This is a genomic window from Afipia carboxidovorans OM5, assembly GCF_000218565.1.
GTDB classification, from domain to species: Bacteria; Pseudomonadota; Alphaproteobacteria; order Rhizobiales; family Xanthobacteraceae; genus Afipia; species Afipia carboxidovorans.
The window spans coordinates 1,011,726-1,037,674 of the sequence record NC_015684.1; the positions used below are offsets into that span (position 1 = coordinate 1,011,726).

30 protein-coding genes and 2 tRNA genes are annotated in these 25,949 nt (G+C 62.9%); 9 read left to right on the plus strand and 23 right to left on the minus strand.

From position 1 onward, the window contains the following. Positions 1-70 precede the first annotated feature (70 nt). Both OCA5_RS04805 and OCA5_RS04810 read left to right on the plus strand, forming a co-directional pair. A complete protein-coding gene (locus tag OCA5_RS04805; RefSeq protein WP_012564284.1) occupies positions 71-1,618 on the plus strand; it encodes a hypothetical protein in 1,548 nt (515 codons plus the stop codon). Between the two features lie 2 nt (positions 1,619-1,620). Continuing rightward, positions 1,621-2,223, plus strand: coding sequence for a formyltransferase family protein (locus OCA5_RS04810; RefSeq protein ID WP_013912891.1), 603 nt, complete (start codon positions 1,621-1,623; stop codon positions 2,221-2,223). Positions 2,224-2,299: 76 nt separating this feature from the next. Here the strand turns inward: OCA5_RS04810 and OCA5_RS04815 are convergent, their stop codons facing one another. Further along, a complete protein-coding gene (locus OCA5_RS04815) occupies positions 2,300-2,518 on the minus strand; it encodes a hypothetical protein (protein ID WP_012564282.1) in 219 nt (72 codons plus the stop codon). Between the two features lie 102 nt (positions 2,519-2,620). Continuing rightward, positions 2,621-2,860, minus strand: a complete 240-nt coding sequence (locus OCA5_RS19090; protein ID WP_148261418.1) for a hypothetical protein — start codon at positions 2,858-2,860, stop codon at positions 2,621-2,623. Between OCA5_RS19090 and OCA5_RS04820 the strand changes: the two genes are divergently transcribed. After that, entirely contained in the window at positions 2,859-3,317 is a 459-nt protein-coding gene (locus tag OCA5_RS04820) for a hypothetical protein (RefSeq protein WP_012564280.1), read from the plus strand. The two genes, OCA5_RS19090 and OCA5_RS04820, sit on opposite strands and share 2 nt — an antisense overlap. Positions 3,318-3,375: 58 nt before the next feature. On the opposite strand, the gene rpoH is transcribed toward OCA5_RS04820, so the two are convergent. Then, complete coding sequence (gene rpoH, locus OCA5_RS04825; protein ID WP_012564279.1) at positions 3,376-4,275, minus strand: RNA polymerase sigma factor RpoH; 900 nt, start codon at positions 4,273-4,275, stop codon at positions 3,376-3,378. A 223-nt stretch (positions 4,276-4,498) separates the two neighbouring features. Then, positions 4,499-5,554 (minus strand): RluA family pseudouridine synthase, encoded by a 1,056-nt coding sequence (locus OCA5_RS04830; protein WP_013912892.1) that lies wholly within the window; start codon positions 5,552-5,554, stop codon positions 4,499-4,501. Here OCA5_RS04830 and OCA5_RS04835 point away from each other — a divergent pair. Beyond that, positions 5,553-5,882, plus strand: a complete 330-nt coding sequence (locus OCA5_RS04835) for a hypothetical protein (protein WP_013912893.1) — start codon at positions 5,553-5,555, stop codon at positions 5,880-5,882. The genes OCA5_RS04830 and OCA5_RS04835 overlap by 2 nt on opposite strands. A gap of 64 nt (positions 5,883-5,946) precedes the next feature. Next, positions 5,947-6,021: transfer RNA gene (locus tag OCA5_RS04840), tRNA-Glu, on the plus strand. A 43-nt stretch (positions 6,022-6,064) separates the two neighbouring features. Here the strand turns inward: OCA5_RS04840 and ccoS are convergent. The 9 genes from ccoS to OCA5_RS19095 form a co-directional block, all read right to left on the minus strand. Continuing rightward, entirely contained in the window at positions 6,065-6,217 is a 153-nt protein-coding gene (gene ccoS / locus OCA5_RS04845) for a cbb3-type cytochrome oxidase assembly protein CcoS (RefSeq protein ID WP_012564276.1), read from the minus strand. Then, positions 6,217-8,478, minus strand: a complete 2,262-nt coding sequence (locus OCA5_RS04850) for a heavy metal translocating P-type ATPase (protein WP_013912894.1) — start codon at positions 8,476-8,478, stop codon at positions 6,217-6,219. Before OCA5_RS04850 ends, ccoS begins: the two co-directional genes overlap by 1 nt. 80 nt (positions 8,479-8,558) lie before the next feature. Then, positions 8,559-9,368, minus strand: coding sequence for a DUF2189 domain-containing protein (locus tag OCA5_RS04855; protein WP_012564274.1), 810 nt, complete (start codon positions 9,366-9,368; stop codon positions 8,559-8,561). Between the two features lie 12 nt (positions 9,369-9,380). Beyond that, positions 9,381-9,593 carry a hypothetical protein gene (locus OCA5_RS04860; RefSeq protein ID WP_012564273.1) on the minus strand — a complete coding sequence of 71 codons (213 nt, stop codon included), beginning with the start codon at positions 9,591-9,593 and terminating at the stop codon, positions 9,381-9,383. Then, on the minus strand, positions 9,590-10,471 hold the full coding sequence (gene ccoP, locus OCA5_RS04865; RefSeq protein ID WP_012564272.1) for a cytochrome-c oxidase, cbb3-type subunit III: 882 nt from the start codon (positions 10,469-10,471) through the stop codon (positions 9,590-9,592). Before ccoP ends, OCA5_RS04860 begins: the two co-directional genes overlap by 4 nt. 6 nt (positions 10,472-10,477) lie before the next feature. Beyond that, positions 10,478-10,669 carry a cbb3-type cytochrome c oxidase subunit 3 gene (locus OCA5_RS04870; RefSeq protein ID WP_012564271.1) on the minus strand — a complete coding sequence of 64 codons (192 nt, stop codon included), beginning with the start codon at positions 10,667-10,669 and terminating at the stop codon, positions 10,478-10,480. A gap of 2 nt (positions 10,670-10,671) precedes the next feature. After that, positions 10,672-11,403 carry a cytochrome-c oxidase, cbb3-type subunit II gene (gene ccoO, locus OCA5_RS04875; protein WP_012564270.1) on the minus strand — a complete coding sequence of 244 codons (732 nt, stop codon included), beginning with the start codon at positions 11,401-11,403 and terminating at the stop codon, positions 10,672-10,674. 5 nt (positions 11,404-11,408) lie between these two features. Then, positions 11,409-13,061: a cytochrome-c oxidase, cbb3-type subunit I gene (ccoN, locus tag OCA5_RS04880; protein ID WP_012564269.1), complete on the minus strand. Its 1,653-nt coding sequence runs from the start codon at positions 13,059-13,061 to the stop codon at positions 11,409-11,411. A gap of 247 nt (positions 13,062-13,308) precedes the next feature. Further along, positions 13,309-13,464 carry a hypothetical protein gene (locus OCA5_RS19095; RefSeq protein ID WP_158306801.1) on the minus strand — a complete coding sequence of 52 codons (156 nt, stop codon included), beginning with the start codon at positions 13,462-13,464 and terminating at the stop codon, positions 13,309-13,311. Between OCA5_RS19095 and OCA5_RS19575 the strand changes: the two genes are divergently transcribed. Together OCA5_RS19575 and OCA5_RS04885 are read left to right on the plus strand one after the other, a co-directional pair. Beyond that, positions 13,463-13,585 carry a hypothetical protein gene (locus tag OCA5_RS19575; protein WP_012564268.1) on the plus strand — a complete coding sequence of 41 codons (123 nt, stop codon included), beginning with the start codon at positions 13,463-13,465 and terminating at the stop codon, positions 13,583-13,585. The two genes, OCA5_RS19095 and OCA5_RS19575, sit on opposite strands and share 2 nt — an antisense overlap. Before the next feature lie 81 nt (positions 13,586-13,666). Continuing rightward, positions 13,667-14,875, plus strand: coding sequence for an NnrS family protein (locus OCA5_RS04885; protein WP_013912896.1), 1,209 nt, complete (start codon positions 13,667-13,669; stop codon positions 14,873-14,875). Here OCA5_RS04885 and OCA5_RS04890 read toward each other — a convergent pair. The 6 genes from OCA5_RS04890 to OCA5_RS18675 all read right to left on the minus strand — a co-directional run bounded on the left by OCA5_RS04890 (position 14,848) and on the right by OCA5_RS18675 (position 20,196). Next, a complete protein-coding gene (locus OCA5_RS04890; protein ID WP_012564266.1) occupies positions 14,848-15,546 on the minus strand; it encodes a helix-turn-helix domain-containing protein in 699 nt (232 codons plus the stop codon). The genes OCA5_RS04885 and OCA5_RS04890 overlap by 28 nt on opposite strands. Positions 15,547-15,666: 120 nt before the next feature. Further along, positions 15,667-16,062 carry a response regulator transcription factor gene (locus tag OCA5_RS04895; protein ID WP_012564265.1) on the minus strand — a complete coding sequence of 132 codons (396 nt, stop codon included), beginning with the start codon at positions 16,060-16,062 and terminating at the stop codon, positions 15,667-15,669. A gap of 79 nt (positions 16,063-16,141) precedes the next feature. Beyond that, entirely contained in the window at positions 16,142-16,759 is a 618-nt protein-coding gene (gene fixJ / locus OCA5_RS04900; RefSeq protein WP_012564264.1) for a response regulator FixJ, read from the minus strand. After that, positions 16,749-18,272: a sensor protein FixL gene (gene fixL / locus OCA5_RS04905; protein WP_012564263.1), complete on the minus strand. Its 1,524-nt coding sequence runs from the start codon at positions 18,270-18,272 to the stop codon at positions 16,749-16,751. Before fixL ends, fixJ begins: the two co-directional genes overlap by 11 nt. A gap of 75 nt (positions 18,273-18,347) precedes the next feature. Beyond that, positions 18,348-18,689: a ferredoxin FdxA gene (gene fdxA, locus OCA5_RS04910; RefSeq protein ID WP_012564262.1), complete on the minus strand. Its 342-nt coding sequence runs from the start codon at positions 18,687-18,689 to the stop codon at positions 18,348-18,350. 352 nt (positions 18,690-19,041) lie between these two features. Then, on the minus strand, positions 19,042-20,196 hold the full coding sequence (locus tag OCA5_RS18675) for a glycosyltransferase family 4 protein (protein WP_012564260.1): 1,155 nt from the start codon (positions 20,194-20,196) through the stop codon (positions 19,042-19,044). A gap of 170 nt (positions 20,197-20,366) precedes the next feature. Here OCA5_RS18675 and hemC point away from each other — a divergent pair, with 170 nt between their 5' ends. After that, positions 20,367-21,344, plus strand: a complete 978-nt coding sequence (gene hemC / locus OCA5_RS04920; protein ID WP_013912897.1) for a hydroxymethylbilane synthase — start codon at positions 20,367-20,369, stop codon at positions 21,342-21,344. A gap of 152 nt (positions 21,345-21,496) precedes the next feature. Here the strand turns inward: hemC and hemE are convergent, their stop codons facing one another. Then, positions 21,497-22,540, minus strand: a complete 1,044-nt coding sequence (hemE, locus tag OCA5_RS04925) for a uroporphyrinogen decarboxylase (RefSeq protein ID WP_012564257.1) — start codon at positions 22,538-22,540, stop codon at positions 21,497-21,499. A 240-nt stretch (positions 22,541-22,780) separates the two neighbouring features. Here hemE and OCA5_RS04930 point away from each other — a divergent pair, with 240 nt between their 5' ends. Then, positions 22,781-24,262, plus strand: coding sequence for a methyl-accepting chemotaxis protein (locus OCA5_RS04930; RefSeq protein WP_012564256.1), 1,482 nt, complete (start codon positions 22,781-22,783; stop codon positions 24,260-24,262). Here OCA5_RS04930 and OCA5_RS04935 read toward each other — a convergent pair. The 3 genes from OCA5_RS04935 to OCA5_RS04945 all read right to left on the minus strand — a co-directional run bounded on the left by OCA5_RS04935 (position 24,259) and on the right by OCA5_RS04945 (position 25,880). Beyond that, positions 24,259-25,065, minus strand: a complete 807-nt coding sequence (locus OCA5_RS04935; protein WP_012564255.1) for a DUF2927 domain-containing protein — start codon at positions 25,063-25,065, stop codon at positions 24,259-24,261. The genes OCA5_RS04930 and OCA5_RS04935 overlap by 4 nt on opposite strands. Positions 25,066-25,067: 2 nt before the next feature. Next, entirely contained in the window at positions 25,068-25,640 is a 573-nt protein-coding gene (locus OCA5_RS04940) for a L,D-transpeptidase (RefSeq protein WP_012564254.1), read from the minus strand. A gap of 165 nt (positions 25,641-25,805) precedes the next feature. Then, positions 25,806-25,880 (minus strand) — tRNA-Val (locus OCA5_RS04945). Positions 25,881-25,949 lie beyond the last annotated feature (69 nt).

Below are 25,949 nucleotides of genomic sequence, written 5' to 3' on the forward strand. Positions count from 1 at the left end.
CGCCTCGGCTATCAGGTCGTGCCTCGGGTTGGTCATGAGGTTGTGTAAAGGGTTCGCCGGCTGAACAAGAATGGCTGATTATTATCCCCTCATTGCGCGCGCCGTCGCGGGGCTCGATCCCAACGCCACAGGGGAAAGCCGCCGTGCCCTGTATGAGCGTGCCCGCACTGCGCTGATCGCGCAGTTGCGCGGGGTGCAGCCGCCGCTGACGGAGGCCGAGATCACCCGCGAGCGCCTGGCGCTCGAGGAGGCCGTGCGCAAGGTCGAGGCGGAAGCAGCCCATCGCATGCGCGGCGATAACCATCGCCCCGAGGGACCGCGTGGCCCGAGGCCGGAAGGCCCCGGCCGTGAAGGCCCGCGTCGGGGTGATATCCTGCGCGACAGCGCCCGCGCTGCTGCCGGTGCCCGTGCTGCCCAGCCGGGCCCGCATGGTGGGCCCCACGGGGCGCGGCCAACCGTGTCGCGGGGCGATACACCGCCGCCTCCTTATGAGGATCGCGATCGCCCGCCATCCCGGCCACCGGGCCCACCGCGCGAGGGGCGCGATATTCTGCCGGGCGGGCATCTACCGCCCGGTCCGGGCCGTCCGCCGCATCCGGGCGTCGGCACACGCGGTTTCCGCGATGTCGTGGCCGATACCGACGAACTGGGACGGGCTGCCTCGCAGGCGACGCGCTCGGCGCGCAAGACCTTCGCCAAGGTTGCTTCGCCGACCCCGGAGTTCGAGCGCACCGAACCCGACATGGAAGAGCGGGGCGCTTACCCCGCTTATGCGGAAGACGAGTCGTTCGATGAGCTCAGCCCGCAGGAGCCCGCCGGCGCAAAGGGCCGACGTGACGCTCTCGCCGGTGACAAAGTCCGTGGCGGCTTCCCGCTCAAAGGCATAATGATCGCGGGCCTCGCGCTGATCCTGATCGGCGGCGGCATTCTAGGTTTTCAGAAATACGGCGCCTCGCTGAAGGCGATGTTCGGCTCGGCCCAGCAGAGCGCAAAGCAGACCGGCACCAACAACACCGGCGTGCAGCCGAAGATCACCGACCGCGTCGGCCAGCCCGACGCCGGGCAGCAGGTCGCGCCGGTCGCGCAGCGTGCGATCCTCTACGAAGAAGATCCGTCCGATCCTCAGGGCAAGCAGACGGTCGGCACCGTGGTCTGGCGTCTCGATCAGGTCGCGCCCTCGCCGAAGCAGAAGCCGGATACCGCGATCAAGGCCGACGTCGAATTGCCGGATCGCAAGGTGAAAGTGGCGCTCACGATTATGCGCAACACCGATCCGACCATGCCGGCGACGAGCCACACCATGGAGATCGTGTTCGTGGTCGGGCCTGACTTTGGCACCACGATTGCGAACGTGCCGGGCGTCTATGCCAAGTCGCCGGACCAGCCGCGCGGCACGCCGCTCGCCGCGACTTCAGTCAAGGTGCAGGATGGCTACTTCCTGATCGGATTGTCCAACGTTGACGTCGATCGCGCCCGCAACATTCAGGTGCTGAAGGAGCGCTCCTCGCTCGATATCCCGATCGTCTATGGCAACGGCAAGCGCGCCATTCTCTCGATCGAGAAGGGCTCGCCCGGCGATCGTGCCTTCAACGAAGCTTTCTCGGCTTGGGGGCAATGACCTTGAGAGTGACTCTTGCAGGCTCGCGTCACTTCGGGGTGAAGACGCTCGAAATGCTGCTGACCCATGGCGTCGAGATCGCGGGCGTGGTCGTGGCCGACGGCGATGATCGTCTTGCGGCTGCGGCGCGCGACGCCGGGCTCAATCTCCATGTGCAGGCCGACCCGAAGGTGATCGAGGCGTCCGAGATTCCGCCGGATACCGATCTCATCATCACCGCGCACAGCCATGCCCGTGTCTCGGAGGAGGCGCTTGCGGCCTCGCGGCTCGGCGGCATCGGCTATCATCCCTCGCTGCTGCCGCGCCATCGCGGCATCGCCGCGGTGGAATGGACCATCCGCGAAGGTGATCCCGTGACTGGCGGTACGATCTATCATCTCGCCGAGCGCATGGATGCCGGTGCGATTGCCGCGCAGGAATGGTGCTTCGTCGTGAAGGGCGAGACCGCGCGCGAGTTGTGGGAGCGGGCACTGGCGCCGCTCGGTTTGAAGCTGATGGCGCGTGTGATCGATCATGCCAAGACGTTCGGCTCGCTGCCAGCCAAGCCGCAGGACGAGCGGTTCGCGACGCGAGCGCCGCGGATCAAGGCTGCCGTCGAAGCGTAATCCGCAATCGAAGCGCCACCCGATTAAAAAAGCCCGGCGCGCGGCCGGGCATTGCATCCTCATTCCGCATGATCGTTTACGCTGCTGGTGTCCGGCCTTCGGCAATGGCGAGCGTGACGAGATGGCTGGCGTCGGTCACGCCTTCGGCCGCCCGCCGCACGATCGTCTCGGCCATCTTGGCGGTGGTGGCGGGTGTCCGATTTTCCACGGCGATCTGGGCAACCGCAATATCGAGGACTTCGCGCAGTGCAGCCACGGTTTCAGCGCTGAAGGTTTCTGGCGGGTGATTGACCATGCGCATCTCCTTGGTTGGATGTGTGATGCGGCACCATCGAGGGACATTGAGGCTGTTGTGAGTCAGGCGATGAATGCGCGCGCCGAAATCATCGGACGCAATTCAGAATATCTCTACTCGTGCACGCATGACGCGCGCATTCATGACGTCCTTGTAACGATGCTTGCGGATCGCGTGCATGCGCTGCGCTATATTTGGTGCCTCGCGTAAGGCGGCGCCGGTTAAGCGTTGCGGCACGGGGATGCGTTCCCGGAGAACGGACGCCTTCACTGTTCTCCTCATTTTTTCTTGATAGATCGATCGCCGCAGCCCATCTTCCGTTCCGGCCGGAGGATCGTTCATGAATTTCACGAGAACGCGACGTTGGTCGCTTGGGGTCGGATTGATCTCGCTGCTGTCGACGAGCCCGCTCTCGGCGGAGGAGCAGCTCAGCCTTTCTTTTCTGGACAAGAATAATTTTTACCTCTCGTCCGCCGGGTTCAAGGTGCAACTTGCGAAGGGCCCCAAGGGAGAGAAAGCGTTGCGCGCCCTGCCGCCGCATCGCTTCGTGATTCACACTGTCGGTGGCGTGACGCGCTACTTGTTTGCCGATCCCAAGAGATGCGCCTGCATCTTCATCGGCAGCAAGGATAATTATTTATCGTATCGCTCGATCTTGTCGCAGCCGCTCGGTGCCGCGCCGGATAATGTCGAGGCGGATTACAAAACCAATGCCCTGACGATGCTGAACGAACCTCTCGGCGGCAAGGATATCTACAACCCGGATTCGCTCGCGGAATTTTTGCAGGATTACGACTGATATGAAAAAGCCGGCGTTTCCGCCGGCTTCATTTTTCTTGAAAACGAGTTGATCGGGGTCAGTAGGCGGCTTCCAGCGCGGCCTTCTCCTGACGTGCGACCGTGCTCTTCACCGCGGCCTGTACCTTCTCGAAGGCACGCACCTCAATCTGGCGTACGCGTTCGCGCGAGACACCGAACTCGGCGGCCAGATCCTCGAGCGTCATCGGCTCTTCGGCAAGCCGCCGCGCCTCGAAGATGCGGCGTTCGCGCGGGTTGAGCACGCCCATGGCGCCGGTCAGCGCGTTGCGGCGGTGATCGTATTCCTCGCTCTCCGCCATGATGGTTTCCTGGTTGGGCGAGGTATCGACCAGCCAGTCCTGCCATTCGCCGGGTTCGCCGTCGTCGCGGATCGGCGCGTTGAGCGAGGCGTCGCCACCGAGGCGGCGGTTCATGTCGATCACGTCACGCTCGGTCACGCCGAGACGCTTCGCGATCAGCTTGACCTGATCCTCGTGCATGTCGCCGTCTTCCAGCGCGGAGATCTTGCTCTTCGCCTTGCGCAGGTTGAAGAACAGCTTCTTCTGGTTCGCGGTGGTGCCCATCTTCACGAGCGACCACGAACGCAGGATGTATTCCTGGATCGACGCCTTGATCCACCACATCGCATAGGTGGCGAGGCGGAAGCCCTTTTCGGGCTCGAACCGCTTGACCGCCTGCATCAGGCCGACATTGCCCTCCGAGACGACCTCGGAGATCGGCAGGCCGTAGCCGCGGTAACCCATGGCGATCTTCGCCACGAGCCGCAGATGGCTGGTCACGAGCTTATGCGCCGCATCCCGGTCGTCATGCTCGCGCCAACGCTTGGCGAGCATGTATTCCTCCTGCGGTTCAAGCATGGGGAATTTGCGGATTTCGGCGAGGTAATGGGAAAGGCCGGATTCTCCGTTGAGAATCGGCAGAGTGGCTGTACGGGCCATGTGGTAGCGCCCTCCGTTGTTCAGGCCCCCGACAGTGGCGGGCCAGGCAGGCTGCTGCTTTGTCAAAGCCAGCGGAGCTGCAATGTTCCGTGCCGGGACATCTCCGTCACGCAGGTGCAGCATACACCGGCGCGGAGCGAAAAGGGAAGAACAAAACGGGTTCACGATCCCGTTATGGCTATTAAATATCTGTAATCTTTAGAGTTCTTCAAGCGAAGCTGCGTCAAGGCGCCGCGCGTAGCAAGGCCTGCAGGTGGGCCAGATCTTCGGGGAGCTCCGATTGCCACTCCAGAACCTCTCCTGTCGTCGGGTGCTCGATCTGCAGGAGATAGGCATGGAGCGCCTGCCTGCCGAGGGTGGTGACGGCAATTTTCGCAGGCTCGGCGAGCTGGTTCACCTTGGTGCGGAAGCCCGACCCGTAGACGTCGTCCCCGATCAACGGATGGCCGGCGTGGCTCAAATGGACACGAATCTGGTGGGTGCGCCCCGTCTCGAGTTGGCAGGCGAGGAGGGCGGCGAGCGGCTTGCCATCGCGCCCGGCAAAGCTCTCCAGCATCTCCCAATGGGTGATCGCCTGCCGGCCGGAGGCGCGCACCGCCATCTTTTCCCGCGCAAAGGGATGGCGGTCGATCGGCTGGTCGATGGTGCCGCGCGGCCGCGCCGGCACGCCCCAGACGAAGGCGAGATAGCCGCGCCGCAGCTCCCCGGTGCGGCCATGGTCGGCGAACTGTGCCGTCAGCGACTGATGGGCATGATCGTTCTTGGCGATCACCATCAGTCCGGTGGTGTCCTTGTCGAGCCGGTGGACGATGCCCGGTCGCTTGACGCCGCCGATCCCGGAAAGACTCGCGCCGCAATGGGCGATCAGCGCATTGACGAGGGTACCGTTCTCGTGACCCGCGGCGGGGTGCACCACGAGGCCGCGCTGCTTGTCGAGCACGATGATGTCATCGTCCTCGTAGACGATATCGAGCGGGATGTTCTCCCCGACCGGTTCCGGATCGACGGCCGGCGGTACCTCGATCGTAATGGCCTCCCCGGCCTTCACCTGATAGGCAGGGTCGCGCACCACCGTGTCACCAAGGCTGACGTGGCCCGCCAGGATCAGTGCCTTCAGGCGGGTACGCGACAGATCGTCGATCTGTTCCGCGAGCAGCCGGTCGAGCCGCTGCGATTTGCCCGAGGCCGCGGCTGTGATAGAGCGGCGGTCGCCCGCCTCCGCAGGACCGGGTCCTATGTCCGTTCCCGTTTCGGGATGATCTGAAGAAGACCTTTGCATGAGCGAACATGTAGCCGCCCAGCCCGATCCTGAACAGGCCGCCATGATGGTGCGGCTCAAGCGTCTGATGCTGATTGCCGGGCTCACCACTGCGCTCGGCATCGGTGCGGTGTTCGTGGCGATCGGCTACAAGCTGTACCGTGGCGAGGGCGCCGCGGTGGCGGAGGCCACCCTTGTGGTGCCGAAGGGGGCACGGATCGTCTCGACGGCAGCGCTGGGCGACCGGATCGCGGTGACGCTCGATGTCGGCGGGACCACGGAAATCCGCACGTTTGACGCCAAAAGCTTCAAATTGCTCGGCCGGGCGCGGTTCGCGAACGAGCCTTAAAGCCTCGAATCCGCCTTTCGCATCTTGCGGATTGCCGCCATGGCGGCTATTCCCTTGTGCCAATGCTCCCTTCGTCTAGCGGTTAGGACGCGGCCCTCTCAAGGCTGAAACACGAGTTCGATTCTCGTAGGGAGCGCCAATTTCCCCTTCAAGCGATCATTCAGGCTGGCGCGGTGTCGCGCTCAGAGCGGCACATCCTTGTCATCGAGGAAGATGCGCTCGGCGGCGCCGCTTAAATCTTCGTACTGCCCGTTGCTGAGCGCCCACATGAATGCGCCGAGCCCGGCGAGGCCGAGCAGCAGCGCGATGGGGACGAGATAAAGAAAGTCGGCCATCACGCAGGTTCCTCCGTGACGTTGAGCGCGCGGCGGCTTGCCACAGGCGTCGCGCGTTTGCCGGAGGTGCGCTTAGCGCGCAGCCGCAGCGCATTCGCGATCACGATCACCGAGGACGACGACATCGCAATCGCCGCGACGAGCGGCGTGATGTAGCCGAGGATTGCGATCGGCACCGCGATGATGTTGTAGCCGACGGCAAGCGCGAGGTTCTGCCGCACGAGTTGTGCTGCCGTTCTGGCGATCCCGATCGCCTGCGGTACGGCCTCGAGGCTGTCATGCAGAAACACGAGGTCGGCGGCGTTGCGGCCGATATCGGCCGCGGTGGCGGGCGCCATCGAGGCATGGGCGGCAGCCAACGCCGGCGCGTCGTTCAGTCCGTCGCCAACCATCAGCACCTTGTGGCCGCTCGCCTCGATGGACTCGATGCGTGCGACCTTTCCGGCCGGCATGGTGCCGGCGCGATAGCGCAGGCCGAGTTCACCGGCGATCTGGTTCACCGCGGCGTCGTGGTCGCCGGAGAGAATCTCGATGTCGAAATTCGTCTTGAGAGCGGCGAGCGCTTCATGCGCACCGCCACGCAATTTGTCCTCGAACTCAAAGCGCGTCAGCAGCGCGCTGTCGCGTGCCAGCACGAGTCCCTCGTCGTGCGCCTCATCCTGCGCGGCGAGCGCCCATGAGGCGCGGCCGAGACGATAGAGATGCGCGCCGACCTTCGCCTCGAGCCCGCAGCCGGGATGCTCGGTCACGGTCTCGGGCATAAGATGTGGTGCCACCTTGCCGGTGGAGGCTGCTTCGATGGCCCGGGAATAGGGATGGCGCGAATGCGCGGCGATGGCGGCCGCAAGCGACAGCGTGCCTGCATCGATGGCGTCGGGCGCCGCGAGGCGCGGCACGCCCGCGGTGAGCGTGCCGGTCTTGTCGAACACCACGGTGTCGATCTCTGCGAGCCGCTCCAGCGCGCTGCCGTCCTTCAGAAGGATGCCGCTCTCGAACAGGCGGCGTGCGGCCATCACTTGCACCATCGGCACGGCAAGGCCGAGCGCACAGGGGCAGGTGATGATGAGCACGGCAATGGCGATGGTGATCGCGCGGTGAAGGTCGCCGGTCGCGATCATCCAGCCGATGAAGGTGAGGAATGCGGTGGCGTGAACCGCGGGCGCATAGAGTTGCGAGGCGCGGTCGGCGATCCGGCGATAGGCCGAGCGACCGCTTTCCGCAGCTTCCATCAGCCGCACCAGATCGGCGAGTGTGGAGTCGCGTGCCGTTGCGGTGGCAACAAGTGTAAGCGGCCCGGTGAGGTTGAGCACGCCCGCCTGTAGCCGTGTGCCGGGCGCGGCCGGGACCGGCGCGCTTTCGCCTGTCAGCAACGCGCTGTCGATATCGGACTGGCCGCTCACGACATCCGCATCGACCGGCACGCGTTCGCCGGCCGCGAGCAGTACCGTCATGCCGGCGGCGATCTCGTTCACCGGCGTATAGACGCGGCTGCCGTCAGGTTGCAGCACCAGTGCGCCGCGCGCGACAAGGTTCGCAAGGCCGTTGACGGCAGTGCGGGCTTTCTCGCGCATCAGATGGTCGAGCGTGCGGCCGATCAGCAGAAAGAACAGCAGTGTGACGGAGGCATCGAAATAGGCGTGCGGACCATGGGTCGCCGTCTCGTAGAGACTGAGACCGAACGCGAGCAGCACGCCGATCGAGATCGGCACGTCCATGTTGGTGCGCCCGTGCCGCAGCGCCTGCCAGGCGGAGCGGAAGAACACGCGGCCGGAATAAGCGAGCGTCGGCAGCGCGATGACGGCCGAGATGGTGTGGAACAGATCGCGCGTCGCATCGTCCGCGCCGGACCAGACCGACACCGACAGCAGCATGATGTTGCTCGCGGCAAAGCCTGCGACCGCGAGCGCGCGGATCAGCTCGCCAAAGGTCTTGTCGGTAACGTCCGCGCCCGCGTCATAGACGTGAGCCTCGTAGCCCGCCTGGCGCAGTGTTTCGATGAAAGGCGGCGGTGCGCCGTCGCGCCAGCGGATGGTGGCGCGCTTGGTGGAGAGATTGACGCGCGCGGCTTCGACGCCCGGCAGCGCGCCGAGTGCGGTCTCGACGGCGAGGATGCAAGCACCGCAATGGATGGAAGGCACCGAGAGATCGGTCTGGCGAAGGCCCTCGCCGACAATCCGGCTCGCGAGCAGAATTTCGCCATCCTTGTTGATGTCGCTCGCGACCGTCAGCGCGATACCTGCAGCGGAGGTGCAGCACGTCATCGGCTTCTCCAACACGCCTTCGCGCGATCAACGCGGAAGGGCTTTCACAATCCGGCGGCGGTGCCGCCGGTCCATAGCACTCAGCCGGCCTCAGCGGCAACCGGCGCAGCCTTCATCGCCTGATACGCATGCCAGGTTCCATGACCCAGCACGGGAAACACGATGATGAGGCCGAGAAGGCCGGTCACGAGGCTGACAAGGAACAGGCCGAGCACGATCGCGCCCCAGGCAAGCATCACCGGCAGATTCTTGCCGACGAGTGCGAAGCTCGTGCCCATGGCAGTGAGCGCATCGACGCGCTGCTCGAGCAGCATCGGCAGCGAGAAGGCGCTGATGGCGAACGAGAAGGCGGCGAACAGCGCGCCGACAGCGCTGCCGACGATCAGCATCGCCCAGCCGACAGGCGTCGTGAACAGCATCTCCGCGACATGGTCGAGGCCGGGGAACGGCCGCACGCCGAAGAACAGCGCGTAAACGATGACGGCGGCGCGCATCCACACCAGCATCAGAAGGCAGAGCAGAACGCCGGTGAAGAGAATCTGCGCACCCGCCGCAGGCTTCACCAGGATCATCCGCATCAGGCTGACCGGTTCGCCGCGCGCGATCTGCCGACTCTTGGCGTAAGTGCCGAGCGCCAGCAGCGGCCCCATCACCATGAAGCCCGCAAGCGCCGGAAACAGGATGTAGTCGCGGCCGAACAGGAACAGGCCGTGAATGACGATGGCCGACAGCAGGAAGATCAGGATGCCGTAGGCGATGCTCGGACCGGGCGAGGTACGGAAATCCTGCCAGCCCTGCGCGAGCCATGTCAGCGCCGTCGAGGGCGGCAGATTGCGGCTCCAGCGATTTTCGTGAGGAAGCGGCGGGACAACAGCCGGAATGACGATCATGGCGGCCCTCGTTTACTTCGGCGTGCAGGAGGATTTAGCGGCACTGAAGGCGCCGGATGCGGTGCCGTTACTGCCGAGCTTCAGATGCGAGACACATTCGGGTTGTGACGTCATGGCGACATACACGAGGTGCCAGTTCGCCATGGCGACAACGAGAACGATCGCACTTGCGATGATCCACATCGCAAGACGTCCACGGCGTCCGATCGGTGTGCTGGTGATCATGGCTTCTCACTCCGCAGGTCGGCGATGTAAAGCGCGAGAATTTTACGGTCGAGGTCGGTCAGCCGGCCTTCCCATGTCGGCATGTGGCCGTTGCGGCCGCCCCAGACCGTATTGGTGATCGACTGAACGTCACCGCCGTAAATCCAGAACGCGTCGGTCAGGTCGGGCGCCCCCATCTCCTGATTACCCTTGGCGTCCTCGCCATGGCAGGAGGCGCAGTTCGCTGCGAACACTTCCTTGCCCGCCGTGGCCTGATCCGCGGCAATCGTCTTGTCGTTCGGATGCGACAGGCTGCGGATGAAGGCGACCACCTTGTCGATGTCGGGCCGCTGCAGCATGCCGTCGCGGCCGAAAGCCGGCATCTGCGAGCTGCGCGTATCCGGATGCGTGGAGTTGATGCCGACGCGGATCGTCTCGGCAATCGCTTCGGGACTGCCACCCCACAGCCACGACTGCGTGGTGAGGTTGGGGTAGCCCTTGTTGCCCTTGGCCTCGCGCCCGTGGCAAGCGGCGCAGTTGTCGCCAAACAATGTCCGTCCGGTTTCGCGCACGACATTCATCAACGCCGAATCCTTCTCGATCTCGGCGAAGCTCTTGCTTTCGATCTGCGAGGCCCACGGTGCACGCTGGAGCGCGGCCTGCTTGACGGATTCGGTCACGTCGGCGCGAACGTCGTCGCCGAGCAGACCCTTGGTATAGGTCGTGCCGATCGGCCATGTCGGCATCAGGATCCAGTAGCCGACCGCGAAGATGACCGTGATCGCCAGAAAGAAATAGATCACGCGCGGCACCGGCGTGTTCAGCTCGATGATGCCGTTCCATTCGTGGCCGGTTGTCTGATGACCGGTGTGAGGGTCGCGGATGAAATTCTCGCCCATGATCGTTCAGCCCTTCACCACGGTCTTGCCGGTATCCGGCCGGTCTTCATCCTCGATGATGGCGCGGCCCGCGTCCTCGAACACCTTCTTGTTCGACGGCCAGTAGACGTAGATGAGCACTGCGGCCGACAGCGCGAGCAGATAGAACAGCCCGTAGGATTTCGAGAACCAGACCAGAATGTCGTGATCGAAGTTCATGCTCATTCTCCCGCAGCGGCGACCGGCTTGCCTGCGACATCGGTCAGGCGGCCGAGAATCTGCAGGTAGGCAACGAGCGCATCCATTTCGGTGAGCTGGTTGGGTTTGCCGTCGAAGGCGCGGATGTTGGTCTCCTTGCCGTAACGGCTGGAGACGCCTTCCGCAGCGGTGGAATCCGGCGCGGCCTGACCGTAGGCATCGGTCGGGGCGTTCGCGATCATGTCGTCGGTGTAGGGAACGCCGACCGCGCGCTGCGCCTTGAGATGGCCGCTGAGGTCGTCAACCCGCAGCTCGTTGCGCGACAGCCAGGCGTAGGCCGGCATCACGGACTCCGGCACCACATCGCGCGGATTGTTGAGATGCACGACATGCCACTCGTCGGAATACTTGCCGCCGAGACGTGCGAGATCCGGGCCGGTGCGCTTCGAGCCCCACAGCATCGGGTGATCGTATTTCGACTCGACCGCGAGCGAGTAGTGACCGTAGCGCTCGACTTCGTCGCGCAGCGTGCGGATCATCTGCGAGTGGCAGGCGTAGCAGCCCTCGCGGATGTAGATATTTCGGCCCGCGAGTTCGAGCGGCGTATAGACCCGCATGTTCGGCGCAGCTTCCACCGTCTGATGGATGGTGAACAGCGGCGCGATCTCGAACAGGCCACCGACGCTCGCGACGGCGACGATCATCAGCACGAGACCGATCGACTTGCGTTCGAGGCGATAGTGGAATCCAAACATCGGCGTTACTCCCCGGGCTGCAGGGCTGGCGCGCCCGCGGGTATCGGATGGTCTGCCGTCGGCTCGCTTGCGACGTCCGGCGCGGTGCGGATCGTCATCCAGATGTTGTAGCAACCGATGATGGCGCCGATCAGGAACATCAGGCCGCCGATCGCGCGGGCGATGTAATAGGGGTGCATCGCGACCAGCGAGTCGGTGAACGAGTAGGCAAGCGTGCCGTTCTCGTTATAGGTCCGCCACATCAGGCCTTGGATGATGCCGGAATTCCACATTGCGAACACGTAGGTGATGGTGCCGCCGAGTGCGAGCCAGAAGTGGGCTTCGACAAGGCGCGCCGAATACATCGCCTCGCGCTTCCATAGCCACGGAACCGAGGCGTAGATCGCGCCGAAGGTGATCATCGCCACCCAGCCGAGCGCGCCGGCGTGCACATGGCCGACGGTCCAGTCGGTATAGTGCGACAGCGAGTTCACCGGGCGGATCGCCATGAACGATCCCTCGAAGGTGGTGAGGCCGTAGAACACCGCGGCGACCATCATGAAGCGCAGCACGGCGTCGTCGCGTACCTTGTGCCAGGCGCCATTCAGCGTCATCAGCGCGTTGCCGGCGGACACCCAGGAGGGGACCAGCAGCATCACCGAGAAGGTGACGCCGAGCGACTGCACCCACTGCGGCAGGGCGGTGTAGTGCAGATGGTGCGAGCCCGCCCACATGTAGAAGAAGGTGATGCCCCAGAACGAGATGATTGACATCCGGTAGGAGTAGATCGGCCGCTCCGCGCGCTTGGGCATGTAATAGTACATCATGCCGAGGAAGCCGGAGGTGAGGAAGAAGGCGACGGCGTTATGGCCGTACCACCACTCCGTCATCGCATCCTGCACACCGGAGAACAGTGAGTAGCTCTTCACGCCCGTCCACGACACCGGCACCGCGAGGTTGTTGACGATGTGCAGCATCGCCACGACCAGAATGAAGGCGAGGTAGTACCAGTTGGCGACGTAGATGTGGGGTTCCTTGCGACGCGCGAGCGTGCGCATGTAGAGGACGAAATAGACGACCCACACGATCACCAGCCAGATGTCGGCATACCATTCCGGCTCGGCATATTCCTTCGACTGGGTGACGCCCATCAGATAGCCGGTCGCCGCGATGACGCAGAACAGGTTGTAGCCGAGCAGCACGAACCACGGGGTCAACTGGTCGGGCAGCCGCGCGCGGCAGGTGCGCTGCATGACGTAGAAGGAGGTCGCGATCAGCGCGTTGCCGCCGAAACCGAAGATCACGCCGCTGGTGTGAACCGGGCGGAGGCGACCGAAGCTCGACCAGCCGGCATCGAAGGCAAGGTTGGGATTGACGAGCTGCCACGCCACCCAGTCGCCGACGAACATGCCGACCACGGCCCAGCCCATCGCGATGAGGAGGCCGGCTTTGGTCGGGTCGTCGTAATATTGCGAGAGGCGTTCGGGCGAGGGTTCCGGCGCGTAGTAGCCTGAACCGATCCAGAAGATGCCGGCGAGCGCCGCGAGGAGAACGATGGCGCCATGGACGCCGAAGGCATCGGCGCGGCCGGTGACCGTCATGACGGCGCCGACGATGAACATGACGATCAGGATGGCGAGCGCGGATTCTCGCTCGTTGGTGGTGAGTTGCTCGACCATTCTCATTTTATCTGCTCCGCACCGGCGAAGGCCTGCTCGCGGCAGGCGGTGACTTCAGGACTCGGGAAATCCCCCTCGGAGAACGCAGACCGCGTTCACAAGGTATCTTACAGAATTTTGCCATACCGTTGTTGGGATTTGCGAGACTGTTGCGACAATCTATCCGCAGGCGAACCGGGGGCATTGCGATAGCGCAAAGTCACGCGCGCGCCCAAGTGAAACTGTGCTTGGTTTTTCAAATCGGCATTCATCGCGCCACGATTATTTTTGTCCCGTAAAATGCGGAAAAACGACGCACAGGAACAGGCTTTTCCCGCCGAATTTCCTCAAAATGGAGTTGATTTTCCTCAATGCCGCAACCGGCAAAACACGCGAGACTTGGTTCGTAGTGGAGAGCAGCCATGTCGATCTATCTTGTCCTGCTGGTTCTGGTATTGTTGGTGACTGCGCGCGCGGTGGAAGATCTGCGCGCGGCGCCCGTCCGCCATGCCGGACTCCGGAAACCACGGCGGCGCAGCTTCTGATTGTTTTTGTAAACTCGCGGCTCCTCGCGCGGCTATGATCGGCCGTGCGCCAGCCACATGCCGCGAGCGGCTGGGGGAGCCATGAAGATCCAGATGTCACCGCTTGGGGATGAGAACGGCCTCGCCGTCCTGTCCTTCGGCTTCCGCCCCTTCTTTTTCGGAGCCTCGCTGTTCTCGGGACTCGCGATTGCAATCTGGGTGCCGTTCTATTTCGGCGAGATCACGCTGCCGACGGCCTTTGCGCCGGTCGATTGGCATATCCACGAAATGCTGTTCGGCTTCCTGCCCGCGGTGATTGGGGGATTTCTCCTTACCGCGATCCCGAACTGGACCGGCCGGGCGCCGGTAAAGGGCCGCCTCCTGCTGCTGATGACGGTGGTCTGGCTGATCGGCCGCATCGCCATGGCGTGTTCGGCGAACATCGGCTGGTTTCCAGCGATGCTGATCGATGTGTCGTTCCTTCTCCTGACGGCGATTGTCGCCGGCTATGAGGTGCTGGTCGCGAAGAACACCCGGAATGTGAAGGTGGTTGTGCTCGTGCTCGCGCTGTTTGCCTGCAACGTCGCCTTCCACCTTGAGGCGCATGCCCACGGCGCGGCTGACATCAGTATGCGCGCCGGCATTGCCGTCATTGTCGTACTGCTTGCGGTGATTGCCGGCCGCATCGTGCCGGCATTTACGCGAATCTGGCTGATGCGCGCGCCGCAGGGCCGCATGCCGATTCCGTTTTCCCGCTTCGATGCCGCCGCCGTAGGCGTTGCCGCCGTTGCGCTGCTCGCGTGGGTGGTGCGTCCGGAAGGCGCGATCACCGGCGGTCTGTGCCTCTTTGCCGGACTGTTTCACCTCGCGCGGTTGGCGCGCTGGGCCGGCTATCGCACTTGGCCCAACCGGCTTCTGGTGATTCTGCACATCGGCTACGCCTTCGTGCCGCTCGGTTTCCTGCTCGCCGGTGCTGCGGCATTCGGTGAGATCGGCAGGAGTGCCGCCATTCATTCGTGGATGGCGGGCGCTGCAGGCATCATGACGCTTGCGGTGATGTCGCGGGCAAGTCTCGGCCATAGCGGCCGTCCGCTGGCGGCGACAGGGCTGACACAGACCGTCTACGCGTTTGCGGTCGCGGCGGCGCTGGTGCGGATCGGAGCGGTGCTTTTCCCCGAATGGAACAGCGGCCTGATACATCTGGCCGCTGCTCTGTGGTTCGTGGCGTTCTTCGGCTTCGCGCTGATCTATGCGCCGGTGTTTCTCACCGTCAGCCTGCCGCCTCAGGCGTCCATGCCGCGCAAGCACTGACGGTCGTGCAGCGACACCCGCCGCGCGCCGGAGAGCCCGAGCACGCCCTGGCTCTGCAACTGCGAGAAGGTGCGTGACACCGTCTCGAGCGTCAGGCCGAGATAGTCGGCAATGTCACGCCGCGACATCGGCAACGACATCAGCCCGGTGACGGCCAGCCGCTGATCCATTTCCAGAAGGAACGTGGCGACACGCTCGGTGGCGGTCTTGCGGCCGAGCAGCAGCATGTGGTCCTCGGCATGGCGCAGATGGTCGGCCGTCATGGTCCAGAGGCTGTGGGCGACCCGCACGTCGGTCTCGGCCGCAACCTCAAGAGGCCGGCGGCTCACCGAGCGCAACTGGGTGTCGACGATCGCCTCGGCGGTCAGGCGATAGTCCTCGCCCGAGTCGAGGCCGAACACGTCGCCGGCAAGGTGGAAGGCATCGATCTGGCGGCGGCCGTCCGGCAGGAGCTTGTAGGTGCGCACAGCGCCGGAGACGACCTTGTAGACATGATCGGCGGGCTCACCCTCGCCGTAGATTTCCTCGTCCTTATGGTAGTTGAGGAAAGCACTCGCGAGGCCGGCGCGGCCGAGCAGGGTATCGAAGCGATCGATGCACGGCGCCGTCGTGGTGGCGGAAATCCGCCCGAAAGAACTGGTGGCGGGGGAAGCGGGCATCTCGACAAACATGGGTCATCTCCTATCAGGCGATGTGACTATTTGTCCGAAATGCAGGCGCAGAGGTATTTCGCTTGGTCCCCTAAGGAACCCAACCTAAGGGTTCCACCGGAATTGACCGGGGCGCTTTTATCAGGGCCGGGGGGTGGTTTCGGTCTCCTGCATCGCCCGGCGAACGTGGGCGACCAGGTTTTCCTCAAGGTGCGGCTTGCGCAGCACGTAGGCGACGCCGACGGCGGCGGCTCTTGCCGAAATGCTCTCATCCGGGTCGCCGGTAATGAGGATGATCGGCGTTCGCGCATCCTGCCGGTGCAGGCGGGAGGCAAGGTCGAGGCCGTCCATGCCGGGCATCTTGTAGTCGATGATGAAGCAGTCGGCGTGGCGGGGCACGCCGGTCTCGAGCGCCGCGGCGGCCGTGCGGAACGTCAGCGTCTCGAAGCCTTCCGCTTCCAGAAGAAAACGCAACGAGCCGAGAACGTCGGGATCGTCATCGATGACATAAATGGTACTTTTGCGCAGCGAGGACATGCAGACTCGATCGGAAAAACGGCGCGTTGACGCGTTTTGCCAAACTGGCTGCGCCGCTCCCCGTCCGCATTGATTTGTCTCAATCCTTCAGGAGACCGCCGCGAATGGCCAAACGCACGAGTTCCGAGACGCTCGATGCCTGCATCTTGGTCATGACGTTGGCGCGATAGACCTCGATGGTGCGAGGGCTGATCTCGTAATTGCGCGCGATGAGCTTGTTCGACAGTCCGGCGACGAGGCCTTCCATCACCTGCCGCTCGCGCGGGCTGAGGCTCGCAATCCGCGATGCGATATCGGCCGTGACCGCTTCGCCCTTGTGGCGCTGCGCGGCACTCGAGAGCGCGGCCTTGATGGTGCCGATGAGGCGATCGTCCTCGAACGGCTTTTCGATGAAGTCGATCGCGCCAAGCTTCATCGCCTCAACCGCGAGAGGAACATCACCATGGCCGGTCATGATGATGATCGGGAACGGCTTGTTGGTTTCCTTCAAGCGCCGCAGCAGTTCGATGCCGTCGAGATTGGGCATGCGCACGTCGGAGACGACGCAACCCGGACCGAGCGCAGGCAGGGCGGCGAGAAAGCTCACCGCGGATTCGAACAGCCGCGCTTCAAAGCCTGCCGCGTCGAGCAGAAAGTCCAGCGAATCCCGCATCGCCGGATCGTCATCAATCACATAGACGGTCCCCTCAGCCGGCATCGGTCAGTCCTTCGGTGGGCGCGGCCGGCAGCGTGAAGCGGAAGGTCGCTCCGCCGGCCGGGTTGTTTTCGGTCCACATGCGTCCGCCATGAGCCTCGACAATGGTTCTGCTGATGGAAAGGCCAACACCCATGCCATTTTTCTTGGTGGTGAAAAAGGTCTGAAACATACGTGGCTGATGTTCCTTGCCGATGCCATGGCCGGTGTCGGAAACGGCGATCTCGATCATATCATTGGTGGCGCGGGTTGAGGTGACGACGAGGGTGCGCTGGGCGGATTCGGTCATGGCGTCGAGCGCGTTGCGGAACAGGTTGACCAGCACCTGCTGGATCTGGACGCGGTCGACCAGCACGAGATCGTGATCGGGATCGAGATGGAAGTGCAGCGACACGCCCTGCTCGCGTGCGCCGGTCAGGCCGAGCGCGCCGGCCTCCTCGATCAGCTTCGAGGCCTTCTCGACGCGCTTCTCCGATTCGCCGCGTGAGACGAATTCACGCAGGCGGCGGATGATCTGCCCGGCGCGGATCGCCTGTTCGGCGGCGCGATCCATCGCGCTCTCGATCTTGTGGCGGTTCTCTTCCGTGTCGGCGGCAAGAAGACGGCGCGAGCCTTTCATGTAATTGCTGATCGCCGCGAGCGGCTGATTGAGTTCATGCGCGAGCGCAGACGCCATCTCGCCCATCGCGGTCAAACGAGAGACGTGGACGAGTTCGGACTGCAACTCCTGCATCCGTGCCTGGGTCTGCTGATACTCAGTCAGGTCGCGTACGAAGCCGGTGAAGTAGGGCTCGCCCTCGGTCTGCATTTCGCCGATCGAAAGGTGCATCGGGAAAATCGTGCCGTCCTTGCGCTTGCCCGAGACGATGCGGCCGATGCCGATGATGTGGCGCTCGCCGGTGGTGCGATAGCGCGCGATGTAAGAGTCATGACGCGCGCTGTCGGGGTAGGGCATCAGGATGCTGACGTTCTGCCCGATCGCTTCGCGCTCGGTATAGCCGAACTGACGCACGGCGGCGCTGGAGAAGAATTGCATGATGCCCTGACCGTCGATCACGATCATGGCGTCGGGAACGGTGTCGAGAACCGAGCGCAGGTGGCCCTCGCGAATTCGCAGTGCGGCTTCGAGCTGCTTCTGCTCGTCGATGTCGATCACGATGCCGCAAAGATGCAGGGCGCCGCTTGCGCTTTTGACGACGGCGCTGCGGGTGCGGACCCAATGCGCCGTGCCGCGCGTTGCGGCGATGCGGTATTGGATGTCGAAATTGGTGCCGGTTGCGATCGACTGTTCGATCGCGCGCTCGGTGCGCTCGCGGTCCTCCGGGTCGAGCAGCGAGAGGAAGCGTGGATAATCGATGCTCTCGTCAGGCGAGACGCCGAACAGCTTGCGCGTCGTCGGCGACAGCGTGAGTTCGCGGTTCTCGAGGTTGAGGTCCCATGTGCCAATATCCGACCCCTCCAGTCCAAGCTGGAGCAGATCGTCGAACGAACTCGCTGGCGGAATCTGGGCTGGCACGGAAAAAGCTGTCCTCGAACAGGCTATTTCACCTTGGTTTGGCGGCGGCGGCAAGGCGGTGTGCGTCCAGAGTTGTCAGGTGTCCTCACCCGGCTTTTCGCTGAAATACTGGTCGTATTTGTTCGGCACGCCATTCCACTTGTCGGCGTCTTCGGGCGGCACCTTCTTGAACGGGATATTCGGCCAGATAGCGGAGTATTTCCGGTTCTGTTCGAGCCACTGCGGCTCGGCGGCAGGATCGGAGTCGGGGAAGATCGCCTCGGCCGGGCATTCTGGCACGCAGACGCCGCAATCGATGCATTCGTCGGGGTGGATGACGAGCATGTTCTCGCCTTCATAGAAGCAATCGACCGGACAGACCTCCACACAATCCATGTATTTGCATTTAACGCAATTTTCGGTGACGACGTGAGTCATCGGGCATCCTTCTCGCCAGTCGCGCCTTCGTTCGGACATGACCATCGGAAGGCTTGGCGCTTATCAAGGCTCGCCAATAAGATATACTTTATATGTATCTTATTCGTCAATGACATAAGCCTCAAACCTTCCCGGTTTTGAAAGTCTCCCGTCGCGAAACTGTCCGGCTCAAGCGCTGCACGGGAGATTCCCGAGCGCGCTCGTCGAAGCGTGGCCGTTTCGGCGGAGGAGAGTGGCTGGAGGTTTCCAGCCGGTGGGTGACATATCACGTTTTCGTATTGTGGCGTAGCGGCGCAGTGCTTTTGTGATGTGCTGCCTCTGCATGGCGGAGCGGCAGCTCCATGAAGAGAATCTATAGTGCGTTTATTCGGATTCGATATTCTTGGAGTATTGAGTCGAGGTGCTTTTTGTAAGCAAAAACTTGACGCGATTGAACGCAGTTAGATGCGAGTAGTCGACGTGAGTTTGGTTCAAGAATTTTATGAATGGCTGCGACCAGTTGAGAAACCTCGCTGGGATCTTCGATAATTAACGCATCGTAATTGTGGGTGAGCAGCTCGCTGACGCCGCACTGGCGGCTCACAATTGGAGGTACGCACATTGAGATCGATTCTGCGGGGACCAGCCCAAATGGATCAAATGACGATGGAAAAAGAACGAAGTCTGCCGCTGCATAAAACGGATAGACGTCGTGTATCTCTCCTGCAAAGATAATACTTTGAGCAATACCGAGGGTCTCCGCAAGCCGCCGGTACGGTTTAGCATTGTCGCCGCCGACAACGATTAGTTTAAGCGTTGGATCGTGTACCTCGGCTAGTGCTTTTAACGAGGGCGCTAATCCTTTTCGTTCAAAATCTTGAGCAATAAATAATGCAACGGCCTGATCGGGAACGATATCAAGCTTTGTTTTGAGGTCGAGGCCCGTTTCTGGATTTATGCTTCTATCGTAGTGGTTTAGATCAACAGCGTTGTAAATGACCGAAAGACGGATGAGATCAGGTTGGATGATGGGCGAAATTCTAGTTTTCATTGCCTCGCTGAGGCAAATCACCGTTGGTGGGGACGGGGCTGTGAGCAGATCAAGTTCGATAGATGCGTAGAGCCGGCGCTTTCTGTTTAGCTGGCTCCCAATGCGCGCCAGGAGTCGACTTAAGCCACGTCGCTTTTTGTTATTTCCTGCGATGGAGTCGATAGCGAAACCGGCGTGAGGTTGATAGATGTCACAGCGTCGGATCGGAAGCATTGCGTGAACGATATCAAAATGATCGCGAGTAATTTGTTTATCCACCGCATCGATAAACGCGAGATACTGTCCAGCCTTTGTCCTGCGGTTTCTTCCGACTCGAGTGTAATCAAGGTTTGGGGCAGGAGCGCTCTTGAGTGGGGTATAGTGCAGAATAACAACATCATGCCCTTGTTGAGTAAGTGCTCCAGCCAATTCGATTGTATAGCGTTCTGCTCCCCCACGCGTAGGGTCAGCATGAAAGGTAATGAGAGCGATCTTCATCTGTCCGTCCGGGCGGGCCTGTCGCGGCGCTTTTCGATTACTCGATCAGAGAGCGAGGCGCAAATCGGCGCGCGGAGAATGCCTTGTGAGAGGTGCCATTCGCAGCTAATGAATGCGCGGCGCCGCAAGCTGTGGCGCAAAAAACGGGTGATGGCGTGACGGACAAGGCGATGCGGATTGGCACGCGCAAGAGCGTGATGGCGTTGGCGCAGACGAGCGAGATCGCGCGTCAGCTCACGGCCGCCGATCCCGCGCTCGACGTCGAAATCGTCAAGTTCGAGACCACCGGCGATCAGGACCAGACCGGTAAGCTGCTTGACCTTGGCGGCAAGGGCGGTGCGTTCGTGGCGCAGATCCGCGATGCCGTGCGCGAAGGCCGTCTCGAAGCAGCGATGCATTCGCTGAAGGACATGCCGGGCAACGAGGACACACCCGGTCTTGTGATCGGCGCGACGCTGACGCGCGATCCGCCGACCGATGCGCTGGTGGTGCGTCATGGCGTGACGCTGGCCGATCTGCGGCGCACGGGCGGCAAGGGATTCAAGATCGGCACCAATGCGGTGCGGCGCGCGGCCTATGTCCGCCGATTGTTTCCCGAATGCGAGATCATTCATTTTCGCGGAGCGGCCGACACGCGCATTCGCAAGCTCGACAATGGCGAGAAGCAGCGGCTGCCCGAGGGTGGCGAAGTCGGTCCCGCCGATGCACTGGTGATGGCGCAGGCGGGCCTCGAGCGCGTGGGCTGTGCGGATCGTATCGCGCATTGTTTCTCGCCGGATGAGATTCTGCCGGCGGTGGGGCAGGGGATCGTTGCGGTGGAATGCGCGGCGTCCGACTGGTGTACGCTCGCGCGCCTCGCGCAGATCGACGATCCTGTCTCGCGCTGCTGTGCTGCGGCCGAGCGCGAGGTGCTGTGGGTTCTGAACGGCCATTGTAATTCGCCGATCGCGGGCTACGCGATTGTCGAAGGCGACGACGTGCTGCTCAAGGCGGCCGTGCTCGACGAGGCGAACGATCACTTCATCGAGGTGACACGCCGCGGTCCGGCTTCGCGCCCGCGTGAACTCGGCCGTGCGGTTGCGTTCGAACTGCTCGCCAAAGGCGCCGCCGATGTCATCGCGCGCACCCGGCCCGTGTCGGCGCATTAGTAAGGCTGTTCCTTTAGTGGCCGTGGCCACGAAGTGTCATTGCCGGGCATAGCCCGTCGAAGACGGGCGTGGACGCCCTTACGACCCGGCAATCCATCTTCTTTTTTAAAAGATGGATGCGCGGATCAAGTCCGCGCATGACGAATGAGGTCCTAGCCCTTGAACGCCCGCACCCGCGCGACCATCCGTTCGACATGCGCGATCGGCGTTTGCGGCAGGATGCCGTGGCCGAGATTGAAGATCAGGCGACCGCCGGCGTAATTCGCAAGCACGTCATCGACCGCCCGATCGAGAGTGTCGCCGCCAGCGATCAGCGCCAGCGGATCGAGATTGCCCTGCAGCGCGACGCGGCTCTGCACGCGCTCCCGCATCAGAGACGGCTCGGCTGTCCAGTCGATGCTGACGGCATCGACGCCGGTTTCCGCGATGTAAGCGGGCAGCAGCGCACCCGCGCCGCGTGGGAAGCCGATGATCTTCGCATCCGGCACCTGCGCACGAACGCCTTCCACGATGCGTCGCGTCGGTGCAATCGACCAGCGCGCGAATTCCGCAGGCGGCAGCACGCCGGCCCAGGTGTCGAAAATCTGCAGTACTTCGGCGCCCGCGCGAAGCTGGCCGACGAGATAAGGAATCGAGGTTTCGACCAGTGCGTCGATGATTTTGGCAAACGCCTCCGGTGCGCTGTAGGCGAGAAGCCGCGCCGGTGCCTGATCGGGCGTGCCTTGCCCCGCGACCATGTAGGTCGCAACCGTCCACGGCGCACCGCAGAAGCCGATCAGTGCTGTTTCAGGTGCGAGCTCGCGACGGACGCGGCGCAGCGCCTCATAGACCGGCTCGAAGGTCGCGAGGTTGGCAGAGAATGGCTCCGCCGCAACCTTTTCCGGCGTATCGAGCGGCGTTAGCCGCGGCCCTTCGCCGACCTCAAAACGAACGTCGCGGCCGAGCGCATGCGGCACCACCAGAATGTCGGAGAAAATGATGGCGGCATCGAAGCCGAAACGGCGGATCGGCTGCAGCGTCACCTCGGCGGCGAAGTCGGGGTTGTAGACGAGATCGAGAAAGCCGCCGGCCTTCTCGCGCACCGCGCGGTACTCCGGCAGATAGCGCCCGGCCTGCCGCATCATCCAGAGCGGCGGCGGCACCTGCCGCTGGCCAGAGAGGACATCGAGGAACGGCTTGGAAGCGGGGCGGGTCAAACGAAAATCCTCGTCACGAGAGAGAAAAGGCGCGCCCCTGATACACCGCACGGCCTGCGAAGGCCATGACCGGAGAATGGTGCGATCCGGTGTTGTCGGGTGCGCGCGGGCCAGACTCCGATGAAAGGTGTGGTGCCTTGATGACACCTCCATAGGGGAGAACACCAGACTTAACACAAGTTATGGTTGTTTAAACAAATCGCGCCCACGTTTCCCGAACCGGAGCAATGGGGGAAAGCGATGTCTCTGTTCGGGGCGAACCAGGAATTGCGCGCGACGATGAAGGCCATCGGCCGTTCACAGGCCATCATCGAGTTCGGGATGGATGGCACGATCATCACCGCGAACGAGAATTTTCTCAACGCGCTGGGCTATCGGCTCGAGGAAGTGCAGGGCAAACACCACAGCCTGTTCGTGCCCGAGGCCGAGCGCGGCAGCGCCGCCTACAAGGAATTCTGGACCAGGCTGCGCGCCGGCGAATTCCAGACCCGCGAATTCAAACGCATCGCCAAGGATGGCCGCGTGGTGTGGATTCATGCGTCCTACAGCCCACTGCTCGATCGCGCCGGCAAGCCCTGCAAGGTCATCAAGTTCGCCTTCGACATCACCAGGCAGAAGATGCAGAGCGCCGACTATGAGGGGCAGATCAAGGCGATCCACAAATCGCAGGCCGTGATCGAATTCGACCTCAACGGCAATGTGCTGACGGCGAACGACAACTTTCTCGCGGCGCTCGGCTATCAGATCGATGAAATTCGCGGCAAGCACCACAGCCTGTTTGTCGAGCCGGATTATCGCGACAGTGCTGACTATCGCGAGTTCTGGAATGCGCTGCGCCGTGGCGAATATCAGTCCGGCGAATTCAAACGCCTCGGCAAAGGCGGTCGTGTCGTGTGGATTCAGGCCTCCTACAATCCGATCTACGGCGCAGGCGGTGAACTGATGAAGGTCGTGAAGTTCGCAACCGACGTCACCGCGCAGGTCGAGGATCGACTGCGGCGCGGCGAAATCCAGAAAGCGATCGACGGCGATCTCGATCTGATTACCGGCGCGGTGAACGAAACCACCGGGCGCATCACATCTGTCGTCGGCGCGTCGACGCAGACTTCCTCGAACATGCAGGCGGTGGCCTCCGGTGCGGAGGAGCTTGCGGCCTCGGTGGGCGAGATCAGCCGTCAGGCGGCCAGCGCGCTCGACATCTCGATGCAGGCGGTCAAGCAGGCCAACGAAACCAATGCGATCGTCTCGGGCCTTGCCGCCGCCGCGCAAAAGATCGGCGACATCGTCAAGCTTATCAACAATATCGCGGACCAGACCAACCTTCTCGCGCTCAACGCGACCATCGAAGCTGCGCGCGCGGGGGAGGCAGGGCGCGGCTTTGCGGTGGTGGCCTCCGAGGTGAAAAGCCTTGCGGCGCAGACGGCGAAAGCGACCGGCGAGATCAGCGGTCAGATCGCGGAGGTGCAGACCACGACCGGCAACGCGGTGACGGTGATCGAGGCGATCACCGAGACGATTTCGCGCGTCAACGAGATTTCGTCGGCGATTGCCGCCTCCGTGGAGGAACAGGCGTCGGTGACGCAGAGCATGTCGTCGAACATGCAGGTCGCCGCCAAGGGCGTCTCCGAGATCGACAGCAGCATGAAGGAGATTGCGGAAGCGACCCGCTCGGTCGACGACGCCACCCGCAAGGTGAAGGAAGCCTCGCGCGCGCTGGGTTAATGCGGCGTCTTGCGCTGCGGCGCCGAGTGGACCGTGATCTTGGCGCGGACGTCCTTCAGGATCGCCGGCAGCAGCGGGCGCACCTCGTCAGCGCTCATGCCGGCCTTGATGCGCGGATCGTAGAGAATGTTCATCAGATAGCGGTCGTAGGTGTCGAAGAAACCCATCGACACGTCGTCATTGAACATCGTCCACGGCACCGAGGTGGTGTCGTTGATCGGCCCAAGCGATTGCAGGATTTCCTCATAGGCACAGTCGAGGAATACGAACTCGCTGTTGTCGACGGTGAGGATCACCTCGGAGTGCTCGATTTCGTAATCGTCGTTTTTCCGGAAACCGGAGAGGCACTGTGGATCGAGCGACTTGCGGATCTTGCGCGCGTTCGATGTGCCATAGAGCTTGCGAATCTCGCGGTCGAAGTCGCGCTCCGGCACGAGATTGACGATGAGGTTGGCGCCTTCCCGCTGCGGCGTCAGCGCGAGATCGAGATGGCGGATGTGCCGGGCGATATCGCTGGTGATGTGTTCAATCTGACGGTTGCGATCGGGCCGCGCCGCGCCATTGATGAAGACGCGGACGGGTTTCTGGAATTTGCGGATGCGGTCGACGCGTCCGGCGAGTTGATACTCCGCGCCGAACGCCGTCTTCATGAAGCCGTCGATGATCTCGGCGTCGGTGAACGTCGTCCGCTCGTAGTTGCGCTTTGCGGTGACGATCGGGGTCTCGGCAATCGCGGCGAGTGCACCGCCTCCGAGAAGCAGAGCTGCGAGCAGCGTGGTGGTCAGGCGCGTTGCTCGCGGCATTGTCAGTTCTTGACGTAGACCGTCGCGCCGACCGACACGCGGCTGTAGAGGTCGATCACGTCTTCATTCACCATGCGGAAGCACCCTGACGACACGGCCTGGCCGATGGTCTCGGGCTCGTTCGAGCCGTGAATGCGGTAGAGCGTCGAGCCGAGATAGAGCGCGCGGGCGCCGAGCGGATTGTCGGGGCCGCCCGGCATGTGGCGCGGCAGGTCGGGGCGGCGCTTCAGCATCTGCGCCGGCGGGGTCCAGGCCGGCCATTCCTTTTTGGCGGTGATGCGGTGAACGCCTCCCCAACGGAAGCCGTCGCGCCCGACGCCGATGCCGTAACGCAGCGCCTCGCCCGGCGCGGTGATCAGATAGAGACGGCGCTCGCGCGTATCGATGACGATGCTGCCCGGTGCGTAATTGCTCTGATAGCTCACGCGCTGCTTCGGGATCGGGCTAGATTTGCCGATGCCGGAGGAAAAGAAGTTCGGAAACATGACGTCGATGCTGTTTGCTTCCTGCGCGGTAGCAAATGGCATGCTGGCCAGAAGAATACAGGCGGACAGCAACGGGACGACGCGCTTCATCGGCAGGCCTTTCAGAGATGATCTTCGGGGACAATTATGTCGGTTCGATTCTCAGAAAGGCCATATTCTCCAGCGCGCTGCAACCCACAGCAACGTGAAGGCGGCATATGGTCCCGGCTCACGCGCCGCGAGGCGGATTTTCTTCAATCGAATGGAGATTGATGATGGTGGGCGCACAAGGGATCGAACCTTGGACCTCTCCCGTGTGAAGGGAACGCTCTCCCGCTGAGCTATGCGCCCGGGACGGCTTCACGCGGAAGCCGGAAAGCCGCGATTTACGAAGTGGATGGTCGGGGTGTCAAGCGCGTT

Coding starts and splice junctions, on each gene's coding strand:
- OCA5_RS04805 (WP_012564284.1), top strand. CDS start 71: ATGGCTGATTATTATCCCCTCATTGCGCGCGCCGTCGCGGGGCTCGAT.
- OCA5_RS04815 (WP_012564282.1), bottom strand. CDS start 2,518: ATGGTCAATCACCCGCCAGAAACCTTCAGCGCTGAAACCGTGGCTGCA.
- OCA5_RS04820 (WP_012564280.1), top strand. CDS start 2,859: ATGAATTTCACGAGAACGCGACGTTGGTCGCTTGGGGTCGGATTGATC.
- OCA5_RS19090 (WP_148261418.1), bottom strand. CDS start 2,860: ATGAACGATCCTCCGGCCGGAACGGAAGATGGGCTGCGGCGATCGATC.
- rpoH (WP_012564279.1), bottom strand. CDS start 4,275: ATGGCCCGTACAGCCACTCTGCCGATTCTCAACGGAGAATCCGGCCTT.
- OCA5_RS04835 (WP_013912893.1), top strand. CDS start 5,553: ATGAGCGAACATGTAGCCGCCCAGCCCGATCCTGAACAGGCCGCCATG.
- OCA5_RS04830 (WP_013912892.1), bottom strand. CDS start 5,554: ATGCAAAGGTCTTCTTCAGATCATCCCGAAACGGGAACGGACATAGGA.
- ccoS (WP_012564276.1), bottom strand. CDS start 6,217: ATGGCCGACTTTCTTTATCTCGTCCCCATCGCGCTGCTGCTCGGCCTC.
- OCA5_RS04850 (WP_013912894.1), bottom strand. CDS start 8,478: ATGACGTGCTGCACCTCCGCTGCAGGTATCGCGCTGACGGTCGCGAGC.
- OCA5_RS04855 (WP_012564274.1), bottom strand. CDS start 9,368: ATGATCGTCATTCCGGCTGTTGTCCCGCCGCTTCCTCACGAAAATCGC.
- OCA5_RS04860 (WP_012564273.1), bottom strand. CDS start 9,593: ATGATCACCAGCACACCGATCGGACGCCGTGGACGTCTTGCGATGTGG.
- ccoP (WP_012564272.1), bottom strand. CDS start 10,471: ATGGGCGAGAATTTCATCCGCGACCCTCACACCGGTCATCAGACAACC.
- OCA5_RS04870 (WP_012564271.1), bottom strand. CDS start 10,669: ATGAACTTCGATCACGACATTCTGGTCTGGTTCTCGAAATCCTACGGG.
- ccoO (WP_012564270.1), bottom strand. CDS start 11,403: ATGTTTGGATTCCACTATCGCCTCGAACGCAAGTCGATCGGTCTCGTG.
- ccoN (WP_012564269.1), bottom strand. CDS start 13,061: ATGGTCGAGCAACTCACCACCAACGAGCGAGAATCCGCGCTCGCCATC.
- OCA5_RS19575 (WP_012564268.1), top strand. CDS start 13,463: ATGTCGATCTATCTTGTCCTGCTGGTTCTGGTATTGTTGGTGACTGCG.
- OCA5_RS19095 (WP_158306801.1), bottom strand. CDS start 13,464: ATGGCTGCTCTCCACTACGAACCAAGTCTCGCGTGTTTTGCCGGTTGC.
- OCA5_RS04885 (WP_013912896.1), top strand. CDS start 13,667: ATGAAGATCCAGATGTCACCGCTTGGGGATGAGAACGGCCTCGCCGTC.
- OCA5_RS04890 (WP_012564266.1), bottom strand. CDS start 15,546: ATGTTTGTCGAGATGCCCGCTTCCCCCGCCACCAGTTCTTTCGGGCGG.
- OCA5_RS04895 (WP_012564265.1), bottom strand. CDS start 16,062: ATGTCCTCGCTGCGCAAAAGTACCATTTATGTCATCGATGACGATCCC.
- fixJ (WP_012564264.1), bottom strand. CDS start 16,759: ATGCCGGCTGAGGGGACCGTCTATGTGATTGATGACGATCCGGCGATG.
- fdxA (WP_012564262.1), bottom strand. CDS start 18,689: ATGACTCACGTCGTCACCGAAAATTGCGTTAAATGCAAATACATGGAT.
- OCA5_RS18675 (WP_012564260.1), bottom strand. CDS start 20,196: ATGAAGATCGCTCTCATTACCTTTCATGCTGACCCTACGCGTGGGGGA.
- hemC (WP_013912897.1), top strand. CDS start 20,367: ATGCGGATTGGCACGCGCAAGAGCGTGATGGCGTTGGCGCAGACGAGC.
- OCA5_RS04930 (WP_012564256.1), top strand. CDS start 22,781: ATGTCTCTGTTCGGGGCGAACCAGGAATTGCGCGCGACGATGAAGGCC.
- OCA5_RS04935 (WP_012564255.1), bottom strand. CDS start 25,065: ATGCCGCGAGCAACGCGCCTGACCACCACGCTGCTCGCAGCTCTGCTT.
- OCA5_RS04940 (WP_012564254.1), bottom strand. CDS start 25,640: ATGAAGCGCGTCGTCCCGTTGCTGTCCGCCTGTATTCTTCTGGCCAGC.